This is a genomic window from Bacillus sp. S4 (genome assembly GCF_040838205.1).
GTDB lineage: Bacteria > Bacillota > Bacilli > Bacillales > Bacillaceae_G > Bacillus_A > Bacillus_A cereus_U.
Genome location: NZ_JBFPJI010000219.1, coordinates 1 through 5,565, shown reverse-complemented (window position 1 = coordinate 5,565; position 5,565 = coordinate 1). Strand labels below are relative to the sequence as shown.

Sequence of the window (5,565 nt, the reverse complement as noted above, 5' to 3'; positions counted from 1 at the left end):
CTTTCTTTGTTGTATCCTATAGAAAAAACCAACTTGTCCTTATCCAAGTTGGTTTTTTCTATAAAAATTTAATTCATTGTTTATGATAGTTGAAATATTGACACTCCCATAACTAAAGCTATAAACCCTATTCCTTACGGGATAACGAGTGGGCTTCTTGATTAAAAACCAACTTCCAAATCCCTCCAAGAAAACGAGCTTTTGTTCTAAACTTCCTTCACCTTCATTTTGAATCCATTCATCAGTGCTGCTAATCCAAATTCTTCCTTTATAATAATCGAATTCACCACATGTATGCATTATTACTTTATCTAGAAACCACTCTGGTCTATTATCTATACCGTACCCAAAAGCTTCAATAACAACCGGTTTCTTTCTATACCCAGCCACTACCATCATCCTTCGTATTCAAATGTCCATTTTGTTCAATAAAAAAAGCACCCATGTTGGATGCTTTTTTCGTTTTATTTCATACCTCCTTTCCCTCTTAGAAAACCATCCAAGCAGTTAGCTCTTGCTAGCTGCTCTTTTGTTTAAATCAAGTTTCTTTGCAATCTCAACAAGCTTCTTCTCACCTTTACTAGCTTTATATATATCAAATGCTTTGTCACGATCTGGGCTTCGTTGCCTAGCCATATTCACCACCTCGCGGTAATTCCTTCAAATATTTTTAATTCTTTTGTAAATCCATTTATTTAAATGTATAATTATATTAAAGTCAACTTTTAGAATTGAGGTGTCAATCATGCGAAGTTTGGGGTCATTAATGATTTCTACTATATGCTCAGTAATTCTTGTAATTTGGAACTCCTACTCCTTCTATGATAAATTCACAACTGGAAATACATATTATTGGATTAGCGGCATCATAGGTATAATATTCCTTCTATTCTTTATCGGAAACATGCGAGATATCATAAAGAAAAACTATAGAACTTCAACGGACTAGGAGCGAATACATATGTGGAAAAAGATTCATAATTACAAGTTTCATTTAAGAGATTTAAAATTTATGCTTTGGCTATTCCCAATCATCGGTTTGTTATACGCTTATGAATTCTTCTCTGGACTAATGTTCCAACAAGAGTTTCACTGGCTCAAATTAATATGCACGATAATAATGATCCTAGCGTTTAGGGATATTAGAAAGAAACTTAAAAACAACGATTATAGAACGGCATGATGTAAAAGGAATCCTTTATGGGTTCCTTTTTCTATGCAAAATAAAAAAGCAGCGAATTTGCTACTTTAAGAATAATCTTTCATCATTTGTTCTTTCATATCTAATTCATCTTTGTACATCAAAGCAAGTGCCAATACTGTAACATAGTACTTTTTCTTGCTAATAGAAGTGTTTCTAGTGCAATTCTTACTGACAAATCATTTAAAATCATCACTTTCTTCACCAAACATAAATGAAAGTTCCTCTAAAACGTCCGGTCTCCCTGAAGTGAACCCGAATAGTGGTACATGAAAAAAACACCTCCTGAATTCTCATACTAAGTATGCAAATTCAATGGAGGTGTTTTTCGTTTGAAAACAAGAGTTCATTACCCAGAAGAAATAAAGTGGAAAGCACTCGAGATGAAAAAGGATGGTTATTAAAATCATACCATTATGGAGACACTCGGAATTAAAAATATTTCCCAAATTAAGACATGGATGAAATGGCATCGTACAGGTCAAACTTATCGTTTTCAACAACCTGTAGGAAAACAATATTCTTATGGAAAAGGGCCAAAAGAGCTAAGTGAATTGAAACAGCTACGATTAGAAAATAAACATTTAAAAACAAAATTACTTGTATGGGGAAAGTATCTGGAAATCGAAAGGAGCTGAACCCACATACCGTTATTACTCTATGGAATGAATTAAAAACAAAATTAACCGTACAAGAACTGTGTAAAGTATTAGAATTACCACATTCCACATTTTATCGTTGGTTACAGGTAACAGAACGCCCTAAAGACGAGATAGAAGAGAAAGTAAAGAAGATCTGCCTGAGGCATAAATTACGGTATGGGTATCGAAGAGTGACCGCCACTCTTCGAAAAATGGGGCTGTGTGTCAATCATAAAAAAGTATTACGGATCATGAAACAATATCATATACTCTCAAAAGTACGTCGTAAAAAAAAGAAATATATCAATGGTGCTGAACCAGTCGTAGCTCCTCATCGATTAGAACGTCAATTCGAATCATCAGCCCCAAATGAAAAGTGGTTTACGGATGTAACTTACCTATTATTTGGAGAGCGTACATTGTATTTATCAACGATTATGGATGCCTTTAATCGTGAAATTATTAGTTATGTCATCAGTCAATCACAAACTTTGACATTAGCGATGAAGACATTACAACAAGCAATGAGAAGGCGAAAGGTAAAAGACGTCATCCTTCACTCGGATCAAGGAAGTATTTATACTGCGAAGGAATTTCAAGCATATGCCAAAGAAAACGGCATTATCACCAGCATGTCCCGGAGAGGAAATTGCCATGATAATGCCGTCATGGCAAGCTTCTTTGGTCATTTGAAAAGCGAAGCTTTCTACTCACAAAAGATAACAAAAGTATCCAACACAATTGTGCGAAAGATTGTGCTAGAATACATTCATTACTACAATTGTGTGCGAATTCAAGGAAAATTAAACCACCTATCCCCTAAAGAATATAGGGAATAGATGGTTTAGGTGTTTTGATATGTGTCCCGTTTTCGGGGTTCACTTCACTTTTGAATTAGGTGTTTTATTTTTACTCATTATTTCTTAGAATATTTTTGTATACCTACATTTACCCTAGGCTCAACATAAACATCCAGCTCATCTTTAATATTCTCTTTTATTTTATCTCTGGACCAGAACCCGGTTATTTTACTTCGATTGTATAATTCCCTGTTCCACCGCCATATTTATATACACTTAAATAATATTTCCCTGGCTTCGCATAATAATTTCCAAGTAATTTATTACCTTCATATTTTGTTGCATAAGCAGCATAGTTATTCAAGTCTGACTCGTGATATAATACCCAGTTCAATCCAAGGTTTTGCTCATTTGTAACGGTAATCTGTAAATCCTTCGCTTCTTTTATGTCAATTGCAAAACGATCAACTTGATCTTGATCATTTAGGTTACCTCGTAATAACGCGTTTAGAGATAGTGGATTAGCTGTATCGAATGAATTATTCGGCTCCTTTTCTACACTAGTATCCGTTTCAGTATTCACTCCATTAAACACAACATCGTATTCAAATTGTCCAGTGGCATTGACTCGGTAATTTACGAAATAAGCAGTCAATGTTTTGTATCCGCTCCACTCTTTTTGTGAAAGCTGTTTAAGCATCTCATTCGTTGCTTGATTCATTGCTTTCCAGTCCTCATTTTCTCCTTTTGACGCACTTCCTGTATATGTTCCTTGTAGTGTAAATGTATTAAAGTATTGTGATTTATTCTTTGTTACCTTCACATTTTGTAACTTTGCTTCATTTGTGATATCCGCTGTAACATCTGAAAGCGCTTTCTGTTCATGCTCTGCTAAATAATCATCTGATACTTGTGGAATTGTATACTTATCACGATTATCAACAAGCATTTGCATATAAGACTGGTAGTCTTCATTTAATTTATTATCTTTACTTAATCCGGAACGGTAAGTATCGTAACCTGATACATCATTTGCCCGAATTAAATCATGTACTTTATCAAACATATCAGGGCGGTTATTATACATATATGATTGCAATGCAAACGAATAATTATAAAAATCCCACGTTCCATACTTTGCATTTAATGTTTGTTCTGCTGTATATCGCTTAGCCGGATCAGGAGATAATCCACCAATTATACTTTTTCGCGGTACGACACTATCTAATCGCGTTGAGCCAGCAAAGAACTCTGCATTTCCCTCTTCAAACCAAGTTAAACGTTCATTTTGATATAATTCGCCTTGCCCCCATAATCCGGGTACCTCATATCTTCCCTGCAAATAGTGTGTAAACTCATGACGGAACAATTCTTCTAAACTATAAATACTCTGCTGTGGTGTACGTTCATATGTAAAGAATGTTCCCTTTCCTTCAATATACATGCCACCATTATTCGTTTCATATCCATACAATTGACGGTTAAATTGATATTCATCTGGACTATTGTAAATGACCATTGTTAATACATCATCAGCATGTCCACTTTCAAGCGGTTTATCACTACCAACTGTACGATAAAATTGTGCTCTTACTTCTTTTGCCGCCCAATATAAACGTTTTATTTTTTCTTCTGTAACTTTATCACCTGCTTTAAAAACGATTGCCCCATCATCAAATGTATATGTTTTCGGCAAATATTTTTGCTTGCCATCTTCTCTGATTTTATCTAAACTGATTGTTTTTCCATTTGCATCTACTCCGCCATAATTTGTAGTGATTTGTTCTGCCGCAACAAAGTATTGCTGGCCTAAATATGGATAAATACGCATCGCTTCTGTAGCAACTTGTTGTCCTTTTGTTGGTGTACTATGAAGCTTACCAAATCGACTAGCATAGTAAATACCATTATTAATTAACCATCCGTTTTTGTCTGTTACCGTTCCAATTAATGCAAAACGACTTATCTCATTAACAAAGCTATCGATTTTCCCATACCACATCGTATCTTTTGGCTCTTTGCCCGTATACATATACGACTGAACATCATAATCAATCTCTTTCATTAAGTTGTATATAGCATCGCCTTTTGTTCTATCTTCTAAAAACGTTCCAAGATTATCATTATATTGTTTTAAAATTTCAGATGCATATTGAATGATTTCAACATCAGCTGATGCGCCTCCAATTAACATTCCATAAGATGAAATAACTTTATTTTGTTCTGTTGAACCAAGTTTAAAATTTGGATTCTTCGCAATCGTTTTTAAAGCTGGTAAACATTTATCATGATAGCTACGTTCACTTAGTTTACTTAATTCTTGATGATAAAAACCTAAATAAAATCCTGAACGTATGACTTCTACTAATGTCTCAATTCCTTTTGAATCATCTTGCGTATAGGCTTGTCCTTGTTCTGCTAATTTATCAATGAGTGCTTGCATACGACTATCATCTTGATAAAATCTAAGACTATCATTATTAAACTGAAATAATTCCGGAATTTGATTCCATTGAATGGTAACAAGAAGATCAGCTAATTGTTTATTACTTAATTGATTCAACTCGGCCATCGAATATTTTTTTACATCAACGAGTTGTTTGTCATTTTCTTTCGGCATTGGCGGACGCTGTGATAGATCTGCTAACTTTAACCGTTTTGTAAATGACGGATTTTCTTGTACGCTCGAAGGATGTGCTAACTCGTCAAGGGATTGCTTTAATCCTATCGGTTCCATCTGCAATACATTTTTAGCACTTTTCTCTTTTGTCTCTGCTTGAACTTGTAATCCACTACATGATATGGTCACAATTCCAATGCCCATCATCAGTTTACTTAATTTTGAATGTTTCATAACAATTATTCCTCTCTCTCGTTAATTAGATAGAAAATTCCGAATTTTAATTAGAGTAATACCCTCATC

The 5,565-nt window shown here is 34.4% G+C and carries 4 protein-coding genes and 2 pseudogenes; 3 read left to right on the top strand and 3 right to left on the bottom strand.

All coding sequences use genetic code 11. The features are described from left to right. Window positions 1-39: 39 nt before the first annotated feature. Both AB3X48_RS16825 and AB3X48_RS16820 read right to left on the bottom strand, forming a co-directional pair. Window positions 40-390 carry a hypothetical protein gene (locus AB3X48_RS16825; RefSeq protein WP_199715321.1) on the bottom strand — a complete coding sequence of 117 codons (351 nt, stop codon included), beginning with the start codon at window positions 388-390 and terminating at the stop codon, window positions 40-42. 144 nt (window positions 391-534) lie between these two features. Next, window positions 535-636 (bottom strand): annotated as a pseudogene (locus tag AB3X48_RS16820) (phage terminase small subunit-related protein); the annotation flags it as partial. A 109-nt stretch (window positions 637-745) separates the two neighbouring features. Between AB3X48_RS16820 and AB3X48_RS16815 the strand changes: the two are divergent. From AB3X48_RS16815 to AB3X48_RS16805, 3 genes and pseudogenes are all read left to right on the top strand, one after another. Then, complete coding sequence (locus AB3X48_RS16815; RefSeq protein WP_082187223.1) at window positions 746-949, top strand: hypothetical protein; 204 nt, start codon at window positions 746-748, stop codon at window positions 947-949. Between the two features lie 12 nt (window positions 950-961). Beyond that, window positions 962-1,183, top strand: a complete 222-nt coding sequence (locus AB3X48_RS16810; RefSeq protein WP_016105264.1) for a hypothetical protein — start codon at window positions 962-964, stop codon at window positions 1,181-1,183. Window positions 1,184-1,533: 350 nt separating this feature from the next. Then, window positions 1,534-2,681, top strand: a pseudogene (locus AB3X48_RS16805) (IS3 family transposase). Between the two features lie 184 nt (window positions 2,682-2,865). Here the strand turns inward: AB3X48_RS16805 and AB3X48_RS16800 are convergent. Continuing rightward, window positions 2,866-5,496: a collagenase gene (locus tag AB3X48_RS16800; RefSeq protein WP_199715318.1), complete on the bottom strand. Its 2,631-nt coding sequence runs from the start codon at window positions 5,494-5,496 to the stop codon at window positions 2,866-2,868. Window positions 5,497-5,565: the final 69 nt, after the last annotated feature.

What these genes read in the sequence shown, in the direction of transcription:
- AB3X48_RS16815 (WP_082187223.1), top strand. Translation starts at nt 746, where the DNA reads ATGCGAAGTTTGGGGTCATTAATGATTTCTACTATATGCTCAGTAATT.
- AB3X48_RS16810 (WP_016105264.1), top strand. Translation starts at nt 962, where the DNA reads ATGTGGAAAAAGATTCATAATTACAAGTTTCATTTAAGAGATTTAAAA.
- AB3X48_RS16800 (WP_199715318.1), bottom strand. Translation starts at nt 5,496, where the DNA reads ATGAAACATTCAAAATTAAGTAAACTGATGATGGGCATTGGAATTGTG.